The sequence below is a fragment of the Rhizobium sp. SYY.PMSO genome (assembly GCF_046840415.1).
In the GTDB taxonomy this organism is placed as follows: domain Bacteria; phylum Pseudomonadota; class Alphaproteobacteria; order Rhizobiales; family Rhizobiaceae; genus Rhizobium.
In genome coordinates, this window is the sequence record NZ_CP177349.1 from 2,271,735 (window position 1) to 2,294,566 (window position 22,832).

Annotated in this window: 19 protein-coding genes; 5 read left to right on the forward strand and 14 right to left on the reverse strand. The window is 62.4% G+C overall.

Annotation, left to right across the window (positions count from 1 at the left end; genetic code table 11):
- Positions 1-167 precede the first annotated feature (167 nt).
- The 4 genes from ACJJVH_RS11025 to ACJJVH_RS11040 form a co-directional block, all read right to left on the reverse strand.
- Entirely contained in the window at positions 168-2,540 is a 2,373-nt protein-coding gene (locus tag ACJJVH_RS11025; RefSeq protein WP_412063905.1) for a hypothetical protein, read from the reverse strand.
- A 61-nt stretch (positions 2,541-2,601) separates the two neighbouring features.
- Complete coding sequence (locus ACJJVH_RS11030; protein ID WP_113356380.1) at positions 2,602-3,897, reverse strand: adenylosuccinate synthase; 1,296 nt, start codon at positions 3,895-3,897, stop codon at positions 2,602-2,604.
- A gap of 201 nt (positions 3,898-4,098) precedes the next feature.
- A complete protein-coding gene (locus ACJJVH_RS11035; protein WP_412063906.1) occupies positions 4,099-4,899 on the reverse strand; it encodes a class I SAM-dependent methyltransferase in 801 nt (266 codons plus the stop codon).
- Positions 4,900-5,094: 195 nt separating this feature from the next.
- Complete coding sequence (locus tag ACJJVH_RS11040; protein ID WP_113400279.1) at positions 5,095-5,952, reverse strand: GNAT family N-acetyltransferase; 858 nt, start codon at positions 5,950-5,952, stop codon at positions 5,095-5,097.
- 349 nt (positions 5,953-6,301) lie between these two features.
- Here ACJJVH_RS11040 and ACJJVH_RS11045 point away from each other — a divergent pair, with 349 nt between their 5' ends.
- Together ACJJVH_RS11045 and ACJJVH_RS11050 are read left to right on the forward strand one after the other, a co-directional pair.
- Positions 6,302-7,624, forward strand: a complete 1,323-nt coding sequence (locus tag ACJJVH_RS11045; RefSeq protein ID WP_412063907.1) for a UDP-glucose dehydrogenase family protein — start codon at positions 6,302-6,304, stop codon at positions 7,622-7,624.
- Between the two features lie 71 nt (positions 7,625-7,695).
- Complete coding sequence (locus tag ACJJVH_RS11050) at positions 7,696-8,700, forward strand: NAD-dependent epimerase (protein WP_412063908.1); 1,005 nt, start codon at positions 7,696-7,698, stop codon at positions 8,698-8,700.
- Positions 8,701-8,841: 141 nt separating this feature from the next.
- Here the strand turns inward: ACJJVH_RS11050 and ACJJVH_RS11055 are convergent, their stop codons facing one another.
- The 3 genes from ACJJVH_RS11055 to ACJJVH_RS11065 all read right to left on the reverse strand — a co-directional run bounded on the left by ACJJVH_RS11055 (position 8,842) and on the right by ACJJVH_RS11065 (position 10,985).
- Positions 8,842-9,570: a class I SAM-dependent methyltransferase gene (locus ACJJVH_RS11055; protein ID WP_112802279.1), complete on the reverse strand. Its 729-nt coding sequence runs from the start codon at positions 9,568-9,570 to the stop codon at positions 8,842-8,844.
- Positions 9,571-9,637: 67 nt separating this feature from the next.
- Complete coding sequence (locus ACJJVH_RS11060) at positions 9,638-10,027, reverse strand: RidA family protein (protein WP_112802281.1); 390 nt, start codon at positions 10,025-10,027, stop codon at positions 9,638-9,640.
- 61 nt (positions 10,028-10,088) lie between these two features.
- Positions 10,089-10,985: a DMT family transporter gene (locus tag ACJJVH_RS11065; RefSeq protein WP_112802282.1), complete on the reverse strand. Its 897-nt coding sequence runs from the start codon at positions 10,983-10,985 to the stop codon at positions 10,089-10,091.
- Between the two features lie 247 nt (positions 10,986-11,232).
- Here ACJJVH_RS11065 and ACJJVH_RS11070 point away from each other — a divergent pair, with 247 nt between their 5' ends.
- Positions 11,233-11,658, forward strand: a complete 426-nt coding sequence (locus tag ACJJVH_RS11070) for a hypothetical protein (RefSeq protein ID WP_113371173.1) — start codon at positions 11,233-11,235, stop codon at positions 11,656-11,658.
- Positions 11,659-11,709: 51 nt separating this feature from the next.
- On the opposite strand, the gene ACJJVH_RS11075 is transcribed toward ACJJVH_RS11070, so the two are convergent.
- The 5 genes from ACJJVH_RS11075 to ACJJVH_RS11095 form a co-directional block, all read right to left on the reverse strand.
- Entirely contained in the window at positions 11,710-12,321 is a 612-nt protein-coding gene (locus ACJJVH_RS11075) for an alpha/beta hydrolase (protein ID WP_113356372.1), read from the reverse strand.
- A gap of 16 nt (positions 12,322-12,337) precedes the next feature.
- Entirely contained in the window at positions 12,338-13,270 is a 933-nt protein-coding gene (locus ACJJVH_RS11080) for a VOC family protein (protein ID WP_112802286.1), read from the reverse strand.
- Positions 13,271-13,437: 167 nt separating this feature from the next.
- A complete protein-coding gene (gene ung, locus ACJJVH_RS11085; protein ID WP_412063909.1) occupies positions 13,438-14,139 on the reverse strand; it encodes a uracil-DNA glycosylase in 702 nt (233 codons plus the stop codon).
- 236 nt (positions 14,140-14,375) lie between these two features.
- The gene (locus tag ACJJVH_RS11090) at positions 14,376-16,823 is read right to left on the reverse strand and encodes a GcvT family protein (protein ID WP_412063910.1); all 2,448 of its coding nucleotides are present in this window, start codon (positions 16,821-16,823) and stop codon (positions 14,376-14,378) included.
- Positions 16,824-16,832: 9 nt separating this feature from the next.
- Positions 16,833-17,711 carry a choline/ethanolamine kinase family protein gene (locus ACJJVH_RS11095; RefSeq protein ID WP_113383784.1) on the reverse strand — a complete coding sequence of 293 codons (879 nt, stop codon included), beginning with the start codon at positions 17,709-17,711 and terminating at the stop codon, positions 16,833-16,835.
- 307 nt (positions 17,712-18,018) lie between these two features.
- On the opposite strand from ACJJVH_RS11095, the gene ACJJVH_RS11100 reads away from it, so the two are divergent.
- Positions 18,019-18,825: a DeoR/GlpR family DNA-binding transcription regulator gene (locus tag ACJJVH_RS11100; RefSeq protein ID WP_412063911.1), complete on the forward strand. Its 807-nt coding sequence runs from the start codon at positions 18,019-18,021 to the stop codon at positions 18,823-18,825.
- A 103-nt stretch (positions 18,826-18,928) separates the two neighbouring features.
- Here the strand turns inward: ACJJVH_RS11100 and ACJJVH_RS11105 are convergent, their stop codons facing one another.
- The gene (locus tag ACJJVH_RS11105) at positions 18,929-19,852 is read right to left on the reverse strand and encodes a LysR substrate-binding domain-containing protein (RefSeq protein ID WP_113383782.1); all 924 of its coding nucleotides are present in this window, start codon (positions 19,850-19,852) and stop codon (positions 18,929-18,931) included.
- A gap of 116 nt (positions 19,853-19,968) precedes the next feature.
- Here ACJJVH_RS11105 and ACJJVH_RS11110 point away from each other — a divergent pair, with 116 nt between their 5' ends.
- Positions 19,969-20,991, forward strand: a complete 1,023-nt coding sequence (locus ACJJVH_RS11110) for a YeiH family protein (RefSeq protein WP_112802299.1) — start codon at positions 19,969-19,971, stop codon at positions 20,989-20,991.
- Here the strand turns inward: ACJJVH_RS11110 and ACJJVH_RS11115 are convergent.
- Complete coding sequence (locus tag ACJJVH_RS11115; RefSeq protein WP_112802301.1) at positions 20,954-22,786, reverse strand: GGDEF domain-containing phosphodiesterase; 1,833 nt, start codon at positions 22,784-22,786, stop codon at positions 20,954-20,956. The genes ACJJVH_RS11110 and ACJJVH_RS11115 overlap by 38 nt on opposite strands.
- Positions 22,787-22,832 lie beyond the last annotated feature (46 nt).

Genomic DNA, 22,832 nt, shown 5'->3' on the forward strand with positions numbered 1-22,832 from the left:
GGTCCTGGAGCAGTTCCAGGAAAAGTGCGCAGCGGTTTTCCATCCGGAATTGCGTAGAAACAAAGGGATAGAGCGCTTCCATGAAACGTGGAACCGCTCTGAAGGGTAGAAATGAAAAGGCGGGCCGCAAAGCCCGCCTTTTCCATATCCATCGATTTCGCGAGATCTTATTGACCGCTCGAGGCGACACCGCCAAGCGCCTGCCACTCCGCGATCGCCTTGTTGAAGGCGTCTGTGCCGGTCGGCCCCTTTTCCATCGTCAGCAGCGCACGCCGACCGTTGCGATAGACGACGGGAATATCGATCCAGTTGCGGTTCTTCAAAAGATCGAGGTTGGTCTTGCGCGCATCCGGGAAATCGTTGAGCGCGACCATGTAGACATCGTCGGTGACTTTGGCCGGCACCGCGATCAGGGCATCGCCGCGATCCTGCTCGGTTGCCTTCAAGGCGACGCGCTGGACATTATCGATCGCCCCGCCCTCGAAATTCGGCGGCACCTGGAAGGCGAGTTCGATCAGATGGCTGGCCGGTAGCGAGGAATCCGAATTCCGCGAAACCGTGATCGTCGCGGTCAGGCCGCGATCCGGAACATTGATGAGACCCTGCACCGAAGGCTCAGGCCGGCCATCGGCCCCCTTGCCTTCCTGAACTGACCAAGTGACCGTGCCCTGGAAGGCGGCGGGCGATGTCTGGCCGAGGCGCTCCTCATAAAGGAAAACCTTCTGCCCGTCCGTGGCTGAGGCGGTCTGTTGCGTCACCGGCGGCGGCTGATTGGCCGGCGCCTGCTGTTGCTGGTTGGCCGCAGGAGCCTGCTGGTCCGCAGAAGCGGCAGGTGTGGCCGGCGCGGCGGTCGCAGCAGTCGCGGGCGACTGTGTCTGCGTAGCACCGGCATCGCTGGCGGGCGGCGGCGTTGTCGCGGCCGGAGCAGCGGAAGCGACATTCTGCTCCGCCACGGATTTGCCCTCCACGACGCCCGGCTGGCTGCTCGGAGCCGGCCCGTCGTCTTCTTCCGTGCCATTGGGAAGAAGGCGCTGCGTGAACTTGGTATTGACGGTATTCGGGTCGCTCAACGCGGCGACATCCGTATTGGTGGAGCCCGCCGGCTGCTGGGCCGCAGCCGTATTATTGCTCTGCGGCGGCGTTGCAGCTGCCTGCTGCTGCGCAGGTGGCGCAGCAGCGCCGCTATTCGAGGCATTGTTGTCTGCCGTATCCGACGTCGCGGGGGCGGCCGCATTTTTCGGCGCCGAGCTGACAAGTTTCGTCACCATGTTGTTGAGCGCATCACGGTTCAGCCAGGCTGCGTAGCCGCCACCGCCGACGACGGCAAGACCGACAAGCGTGACGATGATGCCGGTAACGTTGATGCGACGGCGCTTCGGCTCCATGCGATAGCTTCGGCCCTGAAGCTTTGCAGCCATGCCCTGATCGAGATCGGGCGGGATGGAGGAACCGCCGCCCCGTTCGTCTTCCGCGCGCTTGTCGAAGCCGGCAAGCTCCTTGAGCTCGCGCCAGCCGTCATTGGCAGCATCGGCATCGGATGCCGGCTTGCGGGAGGAATGCACGTCCGCAAAGAGATCGACGTCGTCAAAAGCGTTTTCGGGCGCCTGCTGCTGGGCCGGCTTGGAGGCCGCAGGGACCGGCTCCAACTCCTCGAAGACATCGGCGTCCCAGACGAAGCCCTTGTTGCCAGCAGGCGCCTTTCCAGGCTCCGGCGGCTCTATCGGCTGCCCGAAAGGCGTTTCCGCGAAAGCCGCAGCCGGCATGACCGGTTCGCTCTGATCGGCAGCCGCCACTTCAGGCGCGGGCTGATGAGAAGGCGCATCGACCTCGGCCCAGATCTGATCGACCTGACTTATGACATCGTCGACCGAGGGTGTCGGCGCGGGCGCTGCTGGCGCGGCCTGAACGGGCTCGGCGACAACCTCCGGCACCTCTTCCACCGGATGATGCGGCTCGTCGTGAGAAACCGGCTCGGGAATCGGTTCCTCGTGAACCTCCGCTTGATGCTCGGTGCCGGCGTGCTCGGCAGCGGGAACATGAGGCTCTTCCTCGCGGTGCGGCTCGCTCTGCTCCTCTACCGGCTGCGGCGCCTGCTCGTGGCTTTGCTCAGCCTGCACCGCCGGCTCGTCGTAGGCGGGCTCCTCGTGAGCGGGCCGGGCAACGCTCGGCTCCTCATGCGCATGGATTTCGGCTGGAGCGGGTGCGGGCTCCTCTACAGGCGGCTCGGCGTGAGCTTCCTCCGCCGCATGATGTTCCTGCACGGGCTCGGGAGCGACCTCCTCATGCACGACAGGCGCTTCGGCGGCCGGCTCTTCGGCTCCCGGCAAGGCTTCGGCATGCTCGGCCTCGACCTCGACGATCGCGGCCTCAAGCTTGTCGAGCTGACGGCGCAGCATTTCCTCCGGCGGGCGCGGCTTCATGCTCTCGAGCTGCCGCTGCACGGCACCACGAGCTCGATCGTAAACCTTGACCCGCATCTCGGGAGTATTGTCCGTCAGGCCGTCAACGGCCCGTCGAATAACTGCTACAAAATCCGCCATCAGCACTTTCTCATGATGCCCGGCGCGCAGCCGGGCCGGGATTCGTCATAGGTTCGCGACTTTAGCCCTCAAAAGGGTCAGTCACAAGTATAGTGTCCTCGCGCTCCGGGCTGGTCGAAAGCAGCGCCACGGGCGCGCCGATCAGCTCTTCCACCTGCCGGACATATTTGATCGCCTGCGCGGGCAGATCGGCCCATTTGCGGGCACCGACGGTGGACTGCTTCCAGCCTTCGAGCGTGATGTAGACCGGCTCGACGCGCGCCTGTGCCGCCTGGCTTGCCGGCAGATAGTCGATCTCCTTGCCGTCGAGCTTGTAGCCGACGCAGATCTTCAGCTCCTCGAGACCATCGAGCACGTCGAGCTTGGTGAGAGCGATGCCCGTAATGCCCGAGGTCTTGACCGTCTGGCGCACCAGCACGGCATCGAACCAGCCGCAACGCCGCGGACGGCCGGTATTGACGCCGACCTCGCGCCCGACGGTCGCCAGATGCTTGCCGATCTCGTCATGCAATTCGCAGGGAAACGGTCCTTCGCCGACGCGCGTCGTGTAAGCCTTGGTGATGCCGAGCACATAGCCGAGCGCCGTCGGGCCGAGACCCGAACCGGCGGCCGCCTGGCCGGCGACCGTGTTGGATGAGGTTACATACGGATAGGTGCCATGGTCGTTGTCCAGCAGCGCGCCCTGCGCGCCTTCGAACAGGATGCGCGCACCGATCTTGCGCTGCTCGTCGAGCAGCCGCCAGACCTGGTCGACATAGGGCAGGATGTGTTCGGCAACGGAGGTCAGCTCCTGATGCAGCGCATCGAAGGAAATTTCGTCAAGGCCCATGCCGCGGCGCAGCGCATTGTGATGCGTCAGAAGGCGGTCGATCTTGGCCGGCAGCGTCTCCGGCTCGGCAAGGTCGATGACGCGGATGGCGCGGCGGCCGACCTTGTCTTCATAGGCCGGGCCGATGCCGCGGCGGGTCGTGCCGATTTTCGTGCCGCTATTGGAAGCGGCATCTTCGCGCAGCCCGTCCAGGTCGCGGTGCAGCGACAGGATCAGCGGCGCGTTCTCGGCGATGCGCAGAACATCGGGGGTCACCGCGACGCCCTGGGCGCGCAGCTTCTCCACTTCGGCGACGAAATGGTGGGGATCGACGACGACGCCGTTGCCGATGACGCTGAGCTTGCCGCGCACGAGCCCGGAGGGCAGCAGCGCGAGCTTGTAGCTGACACCGTCGACGACAAGCGTGTGACCGGCATTATGGCCGCCCTGAAAGCGTACAATCACGTCGGCGCGTTCCGAAAGCCAGTCGACAATCTTGCCCTTGCCTTCGTCACCCCATTGCGAGCCGATCACTACAACATTCGTCATTTATCCATTCCCGCTTCCTGCGCGCGGAGGCGCGCCTTGCTCAAACCCGCGCATCTATAAAGCTTTGTTTTTGGGAAAGCGACCCTGTTGTCTCAGGAGATTCGGCTTTTTGCATGACGAATCAGCGCCTCCAACAGGATTTTTCCGGCTGCGGCTGGACAGGGGCTGCGGACCAGGCCCCGTCCGGCCTGCGACCTTGCCTCATCGAACGCCCGGTTTGTGTGCGACGACGTGGAAATATTCCTGCTCGGGCGAAGCCACGGCGCCGATCGGCTTTCCATCCAGATCGAGCACCAGCGCCGGCATGGCAAAGCCGGCACCGGCCAGTTGCGACTGAACCTGCGCCGGCGTCGTGGCATAGACCATGACACCGAAATCATGCGCGCCGTGCAGCAGGATCGCATGCTCGCCCTCGCGCTCCTCCAGCGGCCTCAGGCGACGCTGGCGCAACGTGCCGGAAATGCGGCCTTCGACATAACGCAGGGTCCGCAATCCGAGCCGCACCGGATTGGGCGTCCATTCCAGCCGGCGATAATCGACGCGGCGATCGAAGCCGCGCCAGCCGCGATGGAAGGTCGAAAAGACGAAGGCTCCGCCGGAAGCCAGCACGCGCGCCGCCTCGTGCAGGATCGCAAGCCTCCCCGCCGCATCGACGGAATCGATGCCGTTATAGCTGAAGACGACCAGATCGAAACTGGCGTCGCCGAACGCCGAAAGGTCGCGCGCATCCATGTGCTCGAACCGCAGGTCCGGATGGTTCTTTCGGCACAGTTCGACCATTTGCGGCGTATAGTCGACACCGATGTAGTCGCTTGCCGCATCGCGCAGCAGCCGCGCCGTGCGCCCCCCGCCGACACCGATATCGAGGACGCGCCCCCTGCCCGTCTGCGGAATGCCGATGGCAAAGGCGGCACGCTCGCCTTCGTTGAGATAGCCGTTACTGCGGCGGTAGTCGCGCAAAGCCCAAGGATTACGCCAGGTCTGCCGGTTAATACTTTCCATGACATGCATTGCCGACTCCAATACAGAAAATGAACAATCATTGTTCAATTCCCCTTGGCGCCCCCAGGCAATCTATATAGCGGCCACGCGGAACATGCAGCCGTTAAGGTTGTTTAAGCTCCCCGTGCGGCGATTAATCGTTTGTTAAGGTTAATATCGGCGTTTCCATTCCCGCGTGAAACAAGAGGAATGGCGTTAGCCGAGCTCGAGCGTGGTGATGCCGAAAACGCGATCGAGAGGCGTTTCCGGCGGCTTGCCGCGATACATGCGTGCCGTTTCGAAGACGGGAGAAAGACCGCAATCTTCGGCAATGCGGATGGCTTGCCCGTTGTCCACCGGCACATCCAGATAGACCGGCGCGCCCCTGGTCTCGGCAAGCAACCTGCTCAACAGGGCCTGGGCCACTTCCGGCTTGCTGGCAAACAGCGGGCCGATCTTGTAGCCCTCGAAACAGCGCCGGATCGTCCCGAAGCCGCGAACTCTGCTGCCGCCGCCGACGATGAAGGACTTTCGCCTCTCGGGAGCGCCGCACCATGCCCTGATGAAGGAATAGCGCAAGCCGGGAAAAATCTCGGCATCGTAGCGCACCAGTCCGTCAAGCTTGCCGTCCGTCACCGGCACCACCTGCCTGGCCTGCTGCTCGTCGACGTCGAACGTCTTGGGGATGCCGCCATAGCGCATGGTTCGATATGCGACCTCGAAACCGTGCCGGCGGTAGTTTTCCTGCTGCGCGACTACTGCGTCCAGCCCGATAGTGCGATTTCCGGCCAGCGCCATGCCCTTGTTCCAGAGCTGCCTGCCGTATCCCTTGCCGCGAAACTCCGGGTGGAGCATGTAGAGGCCGAGAAACGCAAAAGCTTCGCCGTAGCGGACGACGGAGATGCAGCCGACCGGCACCTCGCCGATCGCGCCGACGAGAAAACCGGACGGATCCGCCTCCCAGAATGCCGGGGCATCGTCCACGCCGGGATTCCAGCCCTCTTGGCGGGCCCATTCCAGAGCGAGTTCCAACTCGCCGGCCCGCATCGTACGCACGGCAAAAATCGCTTTCATGCAAAAGTCCCGAACCGCCAACTCGATACCCGTTCCCCGCGGAACGATCATGCCACGTCCATCATGCGGTAACATGATGCCAATCACAAGCAACGGGCGATGATAAGCTTAAAGTACAAAGGCTTCGTTTCATCCGCGGCATGGGGAGCGGCATCGGTACACTTGCCGCAAATACGATCTGCTCTTTATGACACTTCCGTCGCAAAACCCCATCGCGGAGCATCGTATATAGGCGTCACCGGCGATCCTGTGTATAAGCGCATACGATCGCAATGCCGGTTTTGCTTCGAAGGCCTGGTCCGGCGCCGGCAAAGGGCCAGCAAGAGGCCAATAAGAGGATTGAAGTTTCATGCGTATCACGATGATCGGCTCTGGTTATGTGGGGCTCGTGTCGGGCGTTTGCTTTGCCGATTTCGGCCATGACGTGATCTGCGTCGACAAGGACGCCGGCAAGATCGAAGCGTTGCGCCGGGGCGAGATACCGATCTTCGAACCCGGTCTGGAGCAGCTGGTTGCCGACAATGTCCGCGCCGGCCGCCTTTCCTTTGCGACGGATGTCGAGACAAGCGTTGCCGCGAGCGACGTCGTCTTCATCGCGGTCGGCACGCCTTCCAGGCGCGGCGACGGTCATGCCGATCTTTCCTATGTCTATGCCGCCGCGCGCGAGATCGCCCGGCACGTCGACGGCTTCACCGTCATCGTCACCAAGTCGACCGTGCCTGTCGGCACCGGCGACGAGGTCGAGCGCATCGTGCGCGAAACCAATCCGGATGCCGAGGTCGCCATCGTCTCCAACCCGGAATTCCTGCGCGAGGGGGCTGCCATCGAGGATTTCAAGCGCCCGGACCGCATCGTCATCGGCCTCGACGACGAGCGCGCCCGCTCCGTCATGACCGAGGTCTACCGGCCGCTCTACCTCAACCAGGCGCCGCTGCTGTTCACCACCCGCCGCACGTCGGAACTGATCAAATACGCCGCCAACGCCTTCCTGGCCATGAAGATCACCTTCATCAACGAAATGGCCGATCTGTGCGAGAAGGTGGGCGCCAATGTGCAGGAGGTCTCGCGCGGCATCGGCCTTGACGGCCGCATCGGCTCGAAATTCCTGCATGCCGGTCCGGGCTATGGCGGCTCCTGCTTCCCGAAGGATACGATTGCGCTGGCCAAGACGGCGCAGGATTACGACAGCCCCGTGCGCCTGATCGAAACCACGATTTCGATCAACGACAACCGCAAGCGCGCCATGGGCCGCAAGGTGATTACGGCCATGGGCGGCGACATCAGGGGCAAGAGGATCGCCATCCTCGGCCTGACCTTCAAGCCGAACACCGACGACATGCGCGACAGCCCGGCGATCTCGATCATCCGGACGCTGCAGGATGCCGGCGCCGGCGTGACGGGCTACGATCCCGAAGGCATGGACAATGCCCGCCTGGTGATCGACGACATCGCCTATGCCGACGATGCCTACAGCGCCGCGCGCGACGCCGACGCCCTCGTCATCGTGACGGAATGGAACCAGTTCCGCGCGCTGGACTTCGAACGGCTCAAATCCGTCATGAAGGCACCGGTTCTCGTCGACCTCAGAAACATCTATCGCCATGACGAGGTCACAAAGCACGGCTTTGCCTATACAAGCGTCGGTAGACCCTCGAACGACGTCACGCTTTAGGGCGTTTACGCATTCCGAACGGAAAACCGCTACGCACCTTTCCTGGAAATGCTTCAAGCAAAGGCCGATCCATGCGCTACCTCATCACCGGCACCGCCGGCTTTATCGGATTCCACCTTGCCAGGCGCCTGCTCGACGAGGGCCATTTCGTGGTCGGCTTCGACGGCATGACGCCCTATTACGACGTCAGGCTCAAGGAAAAGCGCACCGCCATCCTCGCCCGCTCCAACGGCTTCAAGGCCGTGACCGGCATGCTGGAGGACAAGGCGGCGCTGGATCGCGCGGCCGAACTCGCCGAGCCGGACGTGATCGTCCACCTCGCCGCCCAGGCCGGCGTGCGCTACAGCCTCGAAAATCCGCGGTCCTACGTCGATTCCAATCTCGTCGGCTCCTTCAACGTCCTCGAACTGGCGAGAAACCTGCAGCCGAAGCACCTGCTTTTGGCCTCGACGTCCTCGGTCTACGGCGCCAACGAAAAGATCCCCTTTGCCGAAAGCGACAAGGCCGACGAGCAGATGACGATCTATGCCGCGACCAAGAAGAGCATGGAACTGATGGCGCATAGCTACGCCCATCTTTTCCATGTGCCGACCACCTCCTTCCGCTTTTTCACGGTTTACGGCCCCTGGGGCCGGCCGGACATGGCGCTGTTCAAGTTCGTCGACGCCATCCGCAACGACAGGCCGATCGAAATCTACGGCGAAGGCAAGATGAGCCGCGATTTCACCTATATCGACGATCTCGTCGAAGGCATCGTCCGCCTCATCAACGTCGTACCCTCGGAGGAAAACCGGGTGGTATCGGATACGATCATCGATACCCTGTCGAAAAATGCGCCCTTCCGCGTCGTCAATATCGGCGGCGGTCAACCGGTGGGCCTGATGAACTTCGTCGAGACCATCGAAACGATGCTCGGCAAGAAGGCGATCCGCAAGATGCTGCCGATGCAGCCCGGCGACGTGCACAACACCTATGCCGTGCCGGACCTGCTGGTAGCGCTGACCGGCTTCAAGCCGGGTATCGAGGTGGAAGAAGGCGTGCGCCGCTTCGTCGAATGGTATCAGGAAAATTATTGAGGAAACCGGTGCCGGCAGGGTGACAGGCCCTGCCGAAATAGACGAGCCCCAGGCCGCCGTCACGCCGGTTCCGACCATGCGGCGGCGAACCGTTCCGCAACCGGAGATTTTCCGCCGAAAAGGCGTCCGGGCGATCTGCCGTCAGGTTCTGGTCGAAATCAGAAGAAACATCGGCCGCTCGCGCTCGATCGCCCAATCCGGGTGAATGGCGAGATCCTCGTCGCTCGGCGACCATTCCTCGACATGAGCGATGGTGAAACCGGACCTGATCAACAGGTTGAGCGTCGTGCCCATCGTGCGATGCTGCTTGACGACACCCTCGGCGAGCCAGTTGGTCAGCCTTTTCCCTTCGATCTGATAGGCGCTGAGCGGCCAGATATTGCCGCCTTCGGCATCCGCCTGCCATTCAGGCTGTCGCGGCGCCATGTAGATCGGATGCTCGATCGAGAAGATCAACCGGCCACCCGGCTTGAGCGCCTGACGGATCGTCGACAGCAGCCCGGCAAAGCCCTCGATATAGTGGAAAGCAAGGGAGCTGTAGACGAGATCGAAGCCAGCCTTCGGAAGCTGGAGCCTTTCCAGATCGGCCCTGTCATAGCGAATGCGCGCATCCGCCGTCTGCGCGCGGGCGCGCTCCAGCATTTTCTCCGAAACATCCAGTCCCAAGACGCTGGCGGCGCCCTGCTCGGCGGCCCAACGGCAGTACCATCCAAAGCCGCAGCCGAGATCCACGACGTCGAGACCGTGCATGTCCGGCATCAAGGCCCGTATCGCCGGCCATTCCGCCGCACCTGCCAGCCCATCGACCGAGCGCTGCAGGCGGCTATAACCCTCGAAGAAGCCCGGATCGTCATAGATGTTTTGCGTCATGTTCGTCTCCTGCAGATCGGCAGTGCCGATCCGGCAGCGCTGAATTGAGAGGTCCTGACCGCCGGGATTACATCACCTTCGCCGCCGTCACCTCGACCTCTACCAGAAACTCGGCTCGGGTAAACCCGCCAACGATCAGCAGCGTGGAAACCGGTTTGGGATCGAGAATATAGCGGTCGCGCACGGCCATATAGGCCGGAAAATCTTCGCGCGTGGTGACGAAGCCGGAAATGCGGATGACATCGGCAAAGCTCATTCCGGCATCGTCGAGAATGGCCTTGATCGCTTCGAAGCACATCTCGGCCTGCGCCGTAACGTCAGCCGGAATACGGTCGTCGAGACCAATGCCGAGCTGGCCGGATGTGACCAGAAGACTGGCGCCCGGCGGCACCAGCAGCCCGTGATTGTAGTTGCCGAAAGGGCGGCGAACGGATGGCGGATTGAATACCTTTTTCATCGATACCGACTCCTGATGACCGCGTCGATTTCAGCATTTTGAGACGAAAGGGGCAAGACGCTCAATGCGCCCGCGCCGAGGTCACGGCGCGATTCCGCCGTACTTCCAACAGGATATGCCCGAAAAGCGCGGCCAGGACGATTGGGCCGCCGACCAAGGTCGCCGCCGAAGGGCGTTCGGCAAAGACCATCCAGACCCAAAGCGGCGTCAGCGGCACCTCGAGCGCCGTCAGCAGTGCCGCGTCTGATGCCGGAAGCAGCCGGGAACCGAAGGTATAGAGGCTGAGACCCATCGCATTCTGCACGATGCCGAAAGTGACGATCAGGCCGAAATCCTGGCCCGAGATCGAAAGCGGCGAAGCGAACCAGAATGTAACGAAGGAGCACAGCCAGGCGGACAGCGCCATGGCCGGCAGCATGGGCACACTGCGATGCCGGCGCATAATGACGGCAAGCGCGGCGACGGTCAGCGTCATGACGGCCGCAAGCCCTTTGCCGAGCCAGCTGCCGCCATCGCCCGAATGGCCCGAAAGCATGACGAGCACGCCGGCGAAAGCGATGCCGCTGGCAATCAGCGTCCTCATATTCGGCCGCTCGCCGATGAACAGAAATGCGACGCCCGCGGTGACGAAGGGCACGGTCGCATAGATGACCATGGCATCGGCAACCGAGGTATAATAGATCGAGCCGATGCCGCTGATCATGGATGCGGTGGAAAAGATCGTCGCCGCCAGCGAAGGCCCGCGCATGGAGCGCAGGATGCGGAAGGCGTTGCGGCGCTCGATGTAGAAAAACAGCACGAAGACACCGAGACCGGAGACGATTCCGCGACAGAACAGGATGGTCATGAGATCGGCATGGATCGCCCGCACGAAAAGACCGGATGTCGACCACGCCAGTGCCGAAAGCGCAACGTAGATCACGCCGAGCCTGTATTGTTGCTGTTCCGCCAGCGTCACGATGAATCCCCCGCCCCTTGGTGGCAGATCATTAGCGGGCGGCATCGAGGCCCACAAGCCAAGCTTGCGTCGCGGCTTGTCGCTGATGCGGGAAGATGGCGAGGGTTGCAGGAAGGCCACGGCCAACCCCTGCTCGCATGTGCATGACATGCCTCCGCGGCCGGCCCATGTTGGCAAGACCATATCGATCTTGCACATATTTGCGATCTCTCTAGGGTTCCGCGCAGCCCGGTCGAAGGAGAATCAGTTGCGCCTGCTGTCCGCCACGTTGTTCGCCTGCGGCTGCGTCAGCCTGGTCGACGGTCCATTGTGGCCGCCGGCGCAAACCTATGTCGACAAAACGGTGCAATGCAGCCAAAGCAGCAATCCCGCCCGCTGCGAGCATACGCGCGATAGCTGGAAGGTCGATTACGAGGAGGCCATCGCAGGCGGGTATCGCGCGCAGAAGCATGTCGCCTTATGCCTGAGCACCGGTTGCGACGCGGCGATCCAGCCCGACAGGATGCTCGGCTGCGCCTGGCGCATGGTCATTGCGGAAGCCAACCACGCTCAACCAGGCAGCACGGATTTTACAAATCTCAACCGCTTCTGCGGAACGGATTATATCGACGGGAAGGCAAAATTCGCGGCCGCCTCGCAAGCCAAGGCGATGCTGCGGCTGATCGGCAAATAGCGGACCACGCGCCGGAGATCTTCCGCCGCATGGTCCGGTCGTTATCCTTGCTTACGCATAGGGCGCAAGGAAGGTGCGAATGGCCTCGATCTCGCCGGGACGAATATCATGGCCGCCCGGATGCCAGTCGAGCGTCACCTCGGCACCCTGCACCGTAAAATAATCGGCCAGCGCCTTGGTCACAGGCGCGGGCGCGATCGGGTCGCGCTCGCCGGCCGTGATCAAGACGCGCTTGCCTTCCAGCCTGGCATTGGCCTTCGGCTCGAACGGGATGAGCGGATGCATCAGCACAGAGGCGTCGAACAGATCGCCATGCTCGATCAGAACGTTGGCAAGGATGTTGGCACCGTTGGAAAAGCCGAGGCCAAGCACCTGCGATGCGCCGTATTGCGCCGCCAGTTCCGAAACATAGGCCGCCATCTTTTCCGTCGCCCGGGCAAGATCGGCCATATCGTATACGCCCTCGCCCGTCCGGCGGAAGAATCGCGCCGCGCCATGTTCCGAGACATCGCCGCGCGGCGACACGATGGTCGCCTCGGGCAGCAGCCGGGCGGCGAAATCGAAAAACTGGTTCTCGTCGCCGCCGGTGCCGTGGAACGTGAAGAGAATGGGCTTTCCGGCTGCGCCGGCCTTCAGCCGGTGCACGTAACTCGTATCCGTCATGATGTCCTCTCCTGGATTAGCCTTCCAGCGGTTCGAGGTGCTGCTCGATCAAGCCGCGCAGATGCGCGTGCTGCTCGGGCAGTTTCAGCGCCTCGCCGAGATGAGCGGTATCCTCGTCGCGGTCGAAGCCGGGTTCGTTGGTGGCGACTTCGAACAGCACGCCACCCGGCGTGCGGAAGTAGATCGCCCAGAAATAATCGCGGTCGATGACCGGCGTCACCTGGTAGCCCGTATCCATCAGCGCCTTGCGAACTTCGAGCTGCTTTGCGCGGTTCTCGACGGCAAAGGCGACATGGTGGACGGAGCCCGCACCCGGAAGCGCACGGTTGATGTTCGGCATGGTTTCGAGGTCGACATAGTCGGCACCGTTGCCGCCGGGAATGGCGAGCCGCTTGATGCCTTCATGCGTATCGACCACCTCGTAGCCCATGTATTTCAGCAGCTCGGCCGTGGCGCCCTCGTCCCGCAGCCGCATGGCGACGGAATGAAAGCCCCTGATGGCATGCTCGGCATCGACGCCGCCATGGGTCCAGGGAAGGCGCTTGTCGTCCCTGACCTCGACGAGAGCGAAGCCATCGCCGTCCGGACCGGAAAAATGCAGGCGCTTCTGGCCGAAGGATTCGTCGGCCTTCAGGCCCTCGACGCCATGCTGGCCAAGCCGCTCGGTCCAATAGCCGATGGCACCCTGCGGAACGGAGTAAACCGTGTTGCCGACCTCTCCGGTGCCGGGCCGACCGCGTGCCATCTTCGGGAACGGGAAGTAGGTCATGATCGTGCCGGGCGTGCCGATTTCGTCGCCATAGTAAAGGTGATAGACATCGGGCGCGTCGAAATTCACGGTTTTCTTGACGCGGCGCAGGCCGAGCGTATCCGTGAAAAACTTGTTGTTGGTGCGGGCGTCTTCCGCCATCGAGGTAACGTGGTGAAGACCTTTGATCTGGTTGAGCATCTCTAACCCCTTTTCTGCGCCTGCACCGGCAGGCGTCTCTCATGGGCAGAAGATGGTCTTGCGGGCCCTGTTTCGATAGCCCTCAATAGCCAAACGGATTGTCTTCGATAAGTGAACGATAAATTCGGATCGTTCAACGATAAGCAATGGAATATGAGAGCAGCATCTCACGGCGCGTCCGGATTGCTCGGCAGGGCCCAGTCGATCGGTTCCCTGCCGTGCTCGACCAGATAGGCATTGGCCTTGGAAAAATGCCGGCAGCCGAGAAAGCCGTTATGAGCGGACAGCGGCGAAGGATGTGCCGCCTTCAGCACCAGATGGCGTTCGGTATCGACAAAGGCGGCCTTCTTCTGTGCGTAGGAGCCCCAGAGCATGAAGACGACGCCATCGCATTCGTCGTTGACGCGGCGGATGACAGCGTCGGTAAAACGTTCCCAGCCCTTGCCCTGGTGCGACGCTGCCTGCGATTCCTGGACCGTCAGCACGCTGTTGAGCAAGAGCACACCCTGTTTCGCCCAGCTTTCCAGGAAACCGTGCCGTGCTGGCGGAATGCCGAGATCGGTTTCCAGCTCCTTGTAGATATTGACCAGCGACGGCGGAATGCGCACGCCGGGGCGCACGCTGAAGCAGAGTCCATGTGCCTGCCCGAAGCCATGATAGGGATCCTGTCCGAGGATGACGACCTGTACCTCATCGAGCGGGGTCAGATCCAAGGCGCGGAAATACTCGCTGCCGCGCGGAAAGATCGCCTTGCCGCGCTGCTTTTCCTCGACAAGAAACGCCTTGAGCTGCTGCATGTAGGGGCTTTCGAACTCCTGCGACAGCGCCTCTTTCCAGCTTTCCTCAAGCTTGATGTTCGCCTCCGCCATCGTCTTTCGCCTCCGTTCGTTGTCAGCATGCCGATTGAGGATGAAAGCGGCGGCGTGTCAAGGAAAACGACTTGCATCGCAGCAGGCAGATCACAGCTTTTCCAACCGGCGCGACCATGCTTCTCCTGCATTTCCTGTGTCCGGGCGCGCTCGCACGCGCGTTTTGCCGCGTGTCACTTCGGCAAATTCCAAGCTGGAACAACGATGGGGGAATAACTCGCCCGCACCTCTGGCAGTCACCCCTTGATCCGCACCATCTGCGGATCATAGAGCGGCTTCAGCGACACCTGGCACGGCACGCGGCTCTGCGCGACGTCGAGCTCGTAGCGTCCTGACAACACGAAATCTTCCGTCACGCCGCCGGGGTCGCGGACATAACCGTAACCGATGGCCTTGCCGATCGTGTAGCCGTAGCCGCCGCTCGACAGCCAGCCGACACGTTGTCCATCGCGATAGATCGTCTCGCGGCCGAGAAGCACGATCTCGGGATCGTCGGGCACGAAGCAGGCGAGCATCTTCTTCACGCCGAATGCCAGCTGCCGCGCGATCGCCTCCCTGCCGCGGAATGGGACGTCCTTCTTCATCTTCACTGCCCAGCCGAGCCCGGCCTCGACCGGCGTATGGTCCGGGCCGATATCGGAACCCCAGGCGCGATATCCCTTCTCCAGACGGCAGCTTTCGATGGCGCGATAACCGGCATTGATAAGGCCGTGCTCACGGCCAGCAGCCATCAGCACGTCATAGACGGTAGCGGCATATTCCACCGGCACATGCAACTCATAGCCGAGCTCGCCGACATAGGTGATGCGCAGCGCCCTGACCGGGCAACCCGCAATCCCGACGGTCTTCACCTTGCCGAAGGGGAATGCGGCGTTCGAAACGTCGGCCGAGGTCACGGCCTGCAAGATGGCGCGCGACTTCGGCCCCATCAGCGACAGCACCGAATAGGCCGAGGTCACATCCACCAGCTCCGCATGCATCTCCGGCGGAATATTGCGGGCGATCCAGTCGAAATCATGGGTAGCGAAGCCGGTGCCGGTGGTGATGTAGAATTCGTTCTCGGCAATGCGGGCAACAGTGACGTCGCACTCGATGCCGCCCCGGTCGTTCAGCATCTGGGTATAGGTCAAGGCGCCGACGGGCTTGGCGACATCGTTGGAGGCGATCCAGGACATCGCCGCCTCGGCATCCCGCCCCTTCAGCACGAACTTGGCAAAGGACGTCTGGTCGAAGATGACGGCCGCCTCGCGCACCGCCTTGTGCTCTCGCCCGACGGCGTCGAACCAGTTCTGCCTGCCATAGGTGTAGACGTCCTTCGGCTCCTCGCCGGCAAAGAGATCGGCAAACCAGTTCGGGCGCTCCCAGCCGAGCTTTTCGCCGAAGCAGGCGCCCTGCGCCTTCAGGCGGTCGTAAAGCGGCGACTTGCGGCAGGGCCGCCCGCTCGAATGCTCCTCGAAGGGCCATGCCATGGTGTAATGCTTGCCATAGGCTTCCAGCGTGCGGGTGCGCACCCAGTCGGTGTCGAAATGCGGACGGCCGAAGCGCCTGATGTCGACCGGCCAGAGATCGTAGGGCGGCTCGCCCTTGGCGACCCATTCGGCAAGCGCCATGCCCGCCCCGCCGGCCGAGGCGATGCCGAAGGCGTTAAAGCCGGCGCCGACGAAGAAATTCCCCAGTTCCGGCGCCTCGCCAAGAATGAAATTGCCATCGGGCGTAAAACTCTCCGGGCCACAAAGGAGCTGCTTGATACCGGCGGTCTGCAAGGCCGGCACACGCACCAGCGCCTGCTCCATGATCTGTTCGAAATGATCGAAATTGCTGTCGAGCAGCGTGTAATGGAAATCCTTAGGGATGCCATCGAGCGCCCAGGGGATCGGGTTCGGCTCATATCCGCCCATGACCAGCCCTCCGACCTCCTCCTTGTAATAGGTCAGCCGGTCCGGATCGCGCAGCGTCGGCAGGTTGGAGGGCACACCGAAGGATTCGGTGATGAGATATTGATGCTCCACCGAGACGAGCGGCACGTTGACGCCGAAACGGGCGGCAAAGGTTCGCGTCCATTGGCCGGCGCAGACAACGACGCGCTCGCATTCGATACGGCCCTTCTCCGTGACGACGGCGCGAATCCGGCCTTTGTCGATCTCCAGATCGAGAACCTCGGTATCCTCGAAAATCGACACACCGCTCATGCGGGCGCCCTTCGCCAGCGCCTGGGTGATGTCGGAAGGATTGGCCTGCCCGTCGGTCGGCAGGAAGGCTGCGCCGACAAGGTCGTCGACATCCATCAAGGGCCAAAGATCGCGCGCCTCCTGCGGCGTCAGGAGATGCATCTGCAACCCGAAGGATTGCGCGGTCGTCGCCTGCCGCTTCACCTCCGTCCAGCGTTCCTCGTTGCAGGCGAGGCGCAGGCCGCCATTCATCTTCCAGCCGGTGGCAAGCCCCGTCTCCGCCTCGAGCTTCTTATAGAGATCGACGGAGTAGCCGAGCATCTGCGTGATGTTGGCGCTGGTGCGCAGCTGACCGACGAGACCGGCGGCATGGAACGTCGTGCCCGAGGTCAGCTTCTTGCGCTCCAGCAGCACCGTATCGGTGAAGCCGAGCTTGCCGAGATGGTAGGCCGTCGAGCAGCCGATGATGCCGCCGCCGATGACGACGGTTTTCGCTGTGGTCGGCAGTTCCTTCATCGCATCACCTCAAGAATTGCGAAAATCCTGCCAGGCGCTCTCGAAGCGCCGCAGATTTTCAGCTGTATAGGAAGAATAATCGAAATCGATGTCGGAATGGATTTCCGAAACCATGCTCCACATCGTCTCGCGCAGGAGCGACGCGCATTTCATCGCCTGATAGCGCCGGCGCAGATCGTCGCTGATACCGGCCTCGAAATAGGCCGCCAGCATCGCCTCCTCCTGTGCCTCGGAGAATTCATTGTTGGAGGCAAGGCCGCCGAGGTCGAAAAGCGGCGTGTTGAAGCCGGCATAATCCCAATCGATCAGCCAGAGCCGTTTGCCGTCGTCGAGGAAATTCGCAGCCAGCAGGTCGTTGTGGCCAAAGACTATCTCGAAAGGTCCGGCTTCGCGTTCGAGCCGCTCGGCAATCTCCAGGAAGGAAGGGAGCAGCGTCTCGTGCCGGCTGCCGTCCGCTTCCAAAGCCGCCGCATAGTCCCTGACGACATGGAAGACCCAGAAAATCGCCGCCGGGCCGCGAAAATGCCGGCCGATATCGCGATGACAGGAGCGGACGAGACTAACTACCCGCGCCATCGTCGCAGGCTCGCGGATATCCTGCGCAGACAGCGGCTTCGCATCGATATAGTCAAGCACCAGCAGGCCGGGCTCGTGATGGAGAACGGCCGGCGACAGGCCGGCGGCATGGGCTGCCCTGCTGGCCGCAACCTCATTGGCGCGGCTGATGTGATGGACGGGAATATCCGACCCCAGCCGCACGACGAAACGCCGGCCCGCATTGCCGACCAGATAGTTGCGATTGGTAATGCCGCCCACCAGCGGGGCGATCTCGATCGGCCCGTCCCAGATGGCGAGAGACTTTATCCTGTCTTCCGGCGTCGCAGTCATTCCCCTCTCCGGTGCTGCGCATCCTTTGGAATAAGAAGCTTCTTCACAAAAACAATGCTGTCAAGACGCGCCCCACAAAATGAAACGATTATTTGGCTTTTTGTTGGATTTTGAAGGCAAAGCCCGATTGGATGCGCTATGGATATTGTGAATACGACGCTTCACCGCCAGTGGGAATTGCCTTAAAAACTCAGGCGCGAGGCAACCGGATCGGGGTCGTGCGCGTTGACGCCTCTGGCGGCGACGGGCCGTTTTTCCGGAAGACACGCATCTTTTGGGATCGATACCCTCAATAGGATCAAGCACCATGTCGGGCATATCCCAGCCGCTTCACTCCAATCATCGCGAACGCGAGATCCTGGAGGAACTGCGCCTGGCCGGCGGCGCAAGCCGCATACAGTTCCTGGCCGAACGGCTCGGCGTTTCCGAGGAAACCATTCGCCGCAACATCCGCAGCCTGGAAGCCAACGGGCTTGTGACCAAGGTGCATGGTGGCGTCCACCTGAAAGACTCGATGAACGAGCCGCCGCTGCATCTGCGCATGAACGAGAATGCCGAAGCCAAGCGGATGATTGCCGCCGCCGTGGCCGCCATGATCGAGGATGGCGACACGATCTTCCTCGACGTCGGCTCGACCACCGCCTTCATCGCGGTCGCGCTGCAAAAGCATCAGAATCTCTTCGTCGTCACCAATGCCATCGCGGTCGCCCACGCGCTTGCCACCCGCAACGGCAACCGCGTCTTCTTTGCCGGCGGCGAACTGCGCGGCCATGATGGCGGCGCCTTCGGCATGGAAGCCGCCAATTTCCTGCGCCGTTTCAATGTGCGCCACGCCATTCTTTCGGTCGGCGCCATCAACGCGACGTCGGGCTTCATGCTGCACGATCTTGAAGAGGCCGAATATTCACGGGAAGCGGCTGCCCGCGCCGAAAATCGCATCGTCGTCGCCGACAGCGCCAAGTTCGGCCGCAGCGCGCCGATCGTCCTCAGCGAGCCGGCATCCTTCGATGTCCTGGTGACGGACGATACGCCTCCGGCCGATATTCGCGCCATGCTGGATCGCAACGAGATCGACCTCGTGGTCGCCAACCGGCAGCGGCTGGAACGGCGATAGCCTGCCGGAATTCCAGGAAAAGTGCATAGCGGTTTTCCGTCCGGAATTGCGCAAGAACAAAAGGATGAAGCGTTTTCGCGATTCGAAGAAAGGCGGAAATGCTCTATTGCTCGCGCTCGTCTGCGTCGAAGGCGATGGACTTGCGATAAGTCTTGCACATGGCTTCCAGCGTCTGGGCCGCCTTGCTGGCATGGCGCTCCTTGTGGCGCAGCAGCCGGAAGCTGCGGGCGGGCAGATCGAAGGTTGCCTGAACCAGCAGCCCCTGCCCGAGATAGGCTTTCGCCGCCGCGCTGGAAATAGCCGCCGCACTTTGACCCACGCAAACCGCCGACAGAACGGCTTCGTTGGACGGCAGGACCAGCGCCACCTCGAGTTCCCGGGGCGCCGCGCCGAGCCTGGCGACCGCATTCTCGAATTCCGAACGAGTGCCAGACCCCTCCTCGCGCATCACCCAGGATGTGCCGCCGGCAAGATCGGCGGCCGTCAGTTGCCGCCCGCCCGCCCAGGGGTGGTGCGGCGGCACGACGATGACGAGTGCATCCTGCGCGACGATCTTCATCGATAGTGCCGGCGCATCGACCTCGCCTTCGATGAAACCCAGTTCGGCCGCACCGTCGACCACGGCCTCGGTGACGGTGCGGGTATTGCCGATCGTCAGGTCCAGCTCGATGCCGGGATAGTCGCGGTGGAACCGCATCAGCAGCGGCGGCAGCCAGTAGCTGGCAATGGTCTGGCTCGCATAGAGGCTGAGCCGGCCACGCTGCAGCCCGCCCAATTCCGAGAGCATGAGCTCTGCCGAGCGCACGCGCGCAAGCGTCGCCTTGGCTTCACCCAGGAAAGAGCGGCCGGTTTCCGTGAGTTCGATCCGCCGGCCGACACGATGGAAGAGTTCGACGCCGTAATAGGCTTCCAGGTTCTTGATCGCGGAGCTGACGGCGGAGGGTGTCAGGTGGATGGCTTCCGCGGCCTGCGTCAGGTGCTCTCGCTCCGCGACGGCGACGAAAATGGCGAGTTGCTCGAAGGTCATGGGAAATCATTCTAATTAATCGAACGAAACATAGGATAATATTCGATGGATGTCGACATAGACAGATGAGACTTTCCTACCGTCACCAAAGCATAACAAATGAATGACGGCACGATATGTCCATTGCCCAACGCACGAATATGATCCTCCCAGGCCTGGCGCTGACCTGCGCCGTCGCTCTTTTGGCCTATGCCGCCGAACATGTTGAAACCAGCCTTCTCGGCGGCCGATGGATCGAAAGCCTGGTGCTTGCCATCGCGCTCGGCATCGCCGTCTGCACGATCAGGCCGCTGAAGCCGGCCATGAAGCCGGGCATCGATTTCAGCGCCAAGTTTCTTTTGGAAATCGCCATCGTCCTCCTCGGCGCCTCCATCAGCCTTTCGGCGATCCGCGGCGCAGGTGTCTGGCTGATCGCCGGGATCGCCATCGTCGTGGTCCTGTCGATCGCCGCCACCTATATGATCGGGCGGGCGCTTGGCCTGCCACCCAGGCTCGCAACGCTGATCGCCTGCGGCAATTCGATATGCGGCAACTCGGCCATCGTCGCCGTCGCACCGGTGATCGAGGCGGATTCGCAGGAAATCGCCGCAGCCCTCGCCTTCACCGCCGTCCTCGGCATCGCCGCCGTGTTCCTGCTGCCGCTTCTCTATTTCCATCTCGGCATGAGCGTTCCGCAATATGGCACCCTGGCCGGACTGACGGTCTACGCCGTGCCGCAGGTGCTGGCCGCGACCGCCCCCGTCGGCCTGCTCGCCGTCCAGACCGGCACGCTGGTCAAGCTCGTCCGCGTCCTGATGCTCGGTCCGGTCATCTTCCTGCTCGGCATCATCACCAAGGCGGAGACCGCCGGCACGGACGGACGCACCGGGCACCATCATTCGCTGGTTCCGTGGTTCATCTGCGGCTTTCTCGGCCTGATGGCCCTTCGCTCCTTCGGGCTTATTCCGGATACGCTGGTGGTGCCGATGGAAACGGTTTCCGGCATCCTGACCGTCATCGCCATGGCTGCGCTCGGTCTCTCGGTAAATATCCGTTCCGTCGCCCATGCCGGCGGCCGGGTGATCGCGGCGGCCACCCTATCGCTGCTGACGCTGGGCGCCATCAGCTATGGTCTGATCGTTGCCCTGCAGATTCAGTAGCACGCACGCCGGCACCGGCTGGCGATCGGCTCCGGCTCGTTGCCTGGGCCGATTTCAGCAAAATAGCGGTCTCACTTTCGCAAGCGGGATAGCCGATCGCATAACCCTGCAGCTCGTCGCAGCCGAGCTCGGCCAGAATACGCGCGTGATCCTCGGTTTCCACCCCTTCGGCGACGACCTCGACATTCAGAGCCTGCGCAATTTCGACGATGGAACCGACGAGACGGCGCTGTTCGTCGGATATGGCTATCGCCGTTACCAGCTGCCGGTCGATCTTCAGCCGTTTCGGCTTGAGCTTCACCAGGCCGATCAGCGAGGCATGGCCCGAGCCGAAATCGTCGATCTCGATATCGATCCCCATTTCCTTGATGCCGGCGATATTGGCGAGCACCCTGTCGTCGGGATCGTCGAGAAATATGGTTTCCACCAGTTCGAAGGCGATGGCGTGGCGGGGTATCCTGAGTGCCCGCAATCCGTCGATCAGATCGGGATCGGCAAGCCGCCGGCCGGAGATATTGACGGCGATGCGCGGCGGCGAGAGACCTTGCGAGACCCAGGCGGCCCGGTCTGCCAGCGCGCTTTTCAGCACGGACGCATCGATCTCGGCGGTAAGTCCGTATTCGTCGGCAACCTTGAGGAAGGCGGCCGGGTTCAACAGACCTCTTTCAGGATGCCGCCAGCGCGCCAGCGCTTCCAGCCCGACGATGCTGCGGGTGCGGGCATCCACCTGAATCTGATAGAAGGGTTCGATCTGGCGCAGCACCGGCGCCAGCCGCAATTCATCGGCCAGCCGGCGTTCCGCCTGCAGATCGGATTGCAGCTTCGATGTGAAGAACTCCACCCGGTTGCGCCCGAGCTTCTTGGCTTGAAAGAGGGCCACATCGGATTCCGCCAGCAGGTTGCCCGCACCCTCGGCCCCGCTCATGGCGACGCCGATGGAAGCACCGATCTTCAACATCTCGTTGCCGAAACGCACCTCGCGCCGCAAGCGCGAGAAAATATCGTCCGCGATCGCCTTCAGCTTCTCGACGCTGCCGACATTGACCAGAACAGCCACGAATTCATCGCCGCCGATGCGCGCGACGACATCGTTGGCGGTGATCGCGCCGGAGATTCGCGCGGCTGCGCTCTGCAGCGTGGCGTCGCCGGCGGCATGGCCCCATTTGTCGTTGATTTCCTTGAAACCATCGAGATCGATATGAAGCACGGCCAAGGTCTCGACCGACGCGTCCTTGCGCAGCTCGGCCAGCCGCCGGTCGAAATAACGGCGATTGGGAAGCCCCGTCAGATAGTCGTGATCGGCGGCATGCTCTATCCGCGATCGGCTCTGTTCCAGCGCCACGGCGCGCGCTTCGGCAATGGCTTTCTGCTTCGTCAGTTCCCGATTGAGCAGAACGTCGGCGGTGACATCCCATTCGGCGCCGATGAAGGAGGGCGCTCCATCAGGGCCTTCGTAGTAATGTGCGCGCGAGCGCAGGTGGCGCACCTCTCCGCCGGGCAGGATGATGCGGAACTGGGAATTGTAGAAGCCCTTGTTCTCCAGGGCGGTGTCGAAGTCGTTGATCGCCCTTTCCAGATCCTCCGGATGCAGCGCCTTCATCCAGACATCGGAAGAGACCCTGCGATTGTGCCGGCGGGTTCCGTAGAGCCTGTGCATCTGGAGATCCCAGAGCAGTTCCTGGTCATTGACGTTATGCTGCCAGACACCGATTTGAGACGCCTCCAGCGCCAGCTCCAGCCTTCTCAAAAGGTCCTGGAACTCTTCCTCGCTTCGTCCTGATATCGTCTCTGCCAAAGAGCTCCACCCCCTTCGGAATTTGAAGAGACTGCCTGACTGCCGC

What these genes read in the sequence shown, in the direction of transcription:
- ACJJVH_RS11025 (WP_412063905.1), bottom strand. Translation starts at nt 2,540, where the DNA reads ATGGCGGATTTTGTAGCAGTTATTCGACGGGCCGTTGACGGCCTGACG.
- ACJJVH_RS11030 (WP_113356380.1), bottom strand. Translation starts at nt 3,897, where the DNA reads ATGACGAATGTTGTAGTGATCGGCTCGCAATGGGGTGACGAAGGCAAG.
- ACJJVH_RS11035 (WP_412063906.1), bottom strand. Translation starts at nt 4,899, where the DNA reads ATGGAAAGTATTAACCGGCAGACCTGGCGTAATCCTTGGGCTTTGCGC.
- ACJJVH_RS11040 (WP_113400279.1), bottom strand. Translation starts at nt 5,952, where the DNA reads ATGAAAGCGATTTTTGCCGTGCGTACGATGCGGGCCGGCGAGTTGGAA.
- ACJJVH_RS11045 (WP_412063907.1), top strand. Translation starts at nt 6,302, where the DNA reads ATGCGTATCACGATGATCGGCTCTGGTTATGTGGGGCTCGTGTCGGGC.
- ACJJVH_RS11050 (WP_412063908.1), top strand. Translation starts at nt 7,696, where the DNA reads ATGCGCTACCTCATCACCGGCACCGCCGGCTTTATCGGATTCCACCTT.
- ACJJVH_RS11055 (WP_112802279.1), bottom strand. Translation starts at nt 9,570, where the DNA reads ATGACGCAAAACATCTATGACGATCCGGGCTTCTTCGAGGGTTATAGC.
- ACJJVH_RS11060 (WP_112802281.1), bottom strand. Translation starts at nt 10,027, where the DNA reads ATGAAAAAGGTATTCAATCCGCCATCCGTTCGCCGCCCTTTCGGCAAC.
- ACJJVH_RS11075 (WP_113356372.1), bottom strand. Translation starts at nt 12,321, where the DNA reads ATGACGGATACGAGTTACGTGCACCGGCTGAAGGCCGGCGCAGCCGGA.
- ACJJVH_RS11080 (WP_112802286.1), bottom strand. Translation starts at nt 13,270, where the DNA reads ATGCTCAACCAGATCAAAGGTCTTCACCACGTTACCTCGATGGCGGAA.
- ung (WP_412063909.1), bottom strand. Translation starts at nt 14,139, where the DNA reads ATGGCGGAGGCGAACATCAAGCTTGAGGAAAGCTGGAAAGAGGCGCTG.
- ACJJVH_RS11090 (WP_412063910.1), bottom strand. Translation starts at nt 16,823, where the DNA reads ATGAAGGAACTGCCGACCACAGCGAAAACCGTCGTCATCGGCGGCGGC.
- ACJJVH_RS11095 (WP_113383784.1), bottom strand. Translation starts at nt 17,711, where the DNA reads ATGACTGCGACGCCGGAAGACAGGATAAAGTCTCTCGCCATCTGGGAC.
- ACJJVH_RS11100 (WP_412063911.1), top strand. Translation starts at nt 18,019, where the DNA reads ATGTCGGGCATATCCCAGCCGCTTCACTCCAATCATCGCGAACGCGAG.
- ACJJVH_RS11105 (WP_113383782.1), bottom strand. Translation starts at nt 19,852, where the DNA reads ATGACCTTCGAGCAACTCGCCATTTTCGTCGCCGTCGCGGAGCGAGAG.
- ACJJVH_RS11110 (WP_112802299.1), top strand. Translation starts at nt 19,969, where the DNA reads ATGTCCATTGCCCAACGCACGAATATGATCCTCCCAGGCCTGGCGCTG.